Origin of the sequence: Novosphingobium resinovorum (assembly GCF_027922145.1) — a bacterium.
Classification (GTDB): domain Bacteria; phylum Pseudomonadota; class Alphaproteobacteria; order Sphingomonadales; family Sphingomonadaceae; genus Novosphingobium; species Novosphingobium resinovorum.
The window spans coordinates 1-767 of record NZ_BSFC01000057.1 but is presented as its reverse complement, the minus strand read 5'-3'; the positions used below and the strand labels follow the sequence as shown (position 1 = coordinate 767).

The window sequence follows — 767 nt, the reverse complement described above, 5'->3', positions numbered from 1 at the left end:
AGCGCGCCGGTGAGACGTTCGGATCCGAAGGTCTCGGTCCATTCGTCAAAGGGCAGGTTGCTGGTGATGAAAGTCGAGCCGCGTTCATAGCGCTGTGAGATCAGCTCGAACAGCAATTCGGCCCCGGTCTTGGAGAGCGGCACGAAGCCCAGTTCGTCGATGATGAGCAGCTTGTATCCAGCCATCTGTTTCTGGAAGCGCAGGAGGCGTCGCTCGTCCCGGGCCTCCATCATCTCGCTGACCAACGCGGCGGCGGTGGTGAAGCCGACGGACAGCCCTTTCTGGCATGCCGCCAGCCCCAGTCCGAGGGCCACATGTGTTTTGCCCGTGCCCGATGGCCCCAGAGCGATGGCGTTCTCGCGGCGCTCGATCCATTCGCAGCGCGCCATCTCGAGCACCTGCATCTTGTTGAGTCGGGGGATGGCGGTGAAGTCGAAGCTGTCGAGGCTTTTGACCGCGGGGAAGCGTGCCGTCTTGATGCGCCGCTCCACCATGCGACGCTCCCTGTCGATCATCTCCATCTCGATGAGCCGGGCGAGGAAGCGGATATGGTCGAGGCCTTCGGCGGCGCATTGCCGGGCCAGTTTCTGATGCTCACGAAGGCAGGTGGGCAGCTTGAGCGCCTTAAGATGGTGGGCGAGCAGGATCTCGGGGGCCTGACTGCTCATGCGGCCTTCTGCCCATCGGAGAGCAAGCTCATGTAGGCTCTGGCAAAGGTCTTCTCGACTTTGGTGCGTGGGAGGAAGGGATAGACGTCCAGGTCCAGC

The 767-nt window shown here is 62.6% G+C and carries 1 protein-coding gene; it reads right to left on the bottom strand.

Annotated features, from left to right (window positions below; all coding sequences use genetic code 11):
* On the bottom strand, window positions 1–668 hold a 668-nt coding region (gene istB, locus PKE80_RS25215), incomplete at its 3' end, for an IS21-like element ISSsp5 family helper ATPase IstB (RefSeq protein WP_271184827.1).
* Window positions 669–767: the final 99 nt, after the last annotated feature.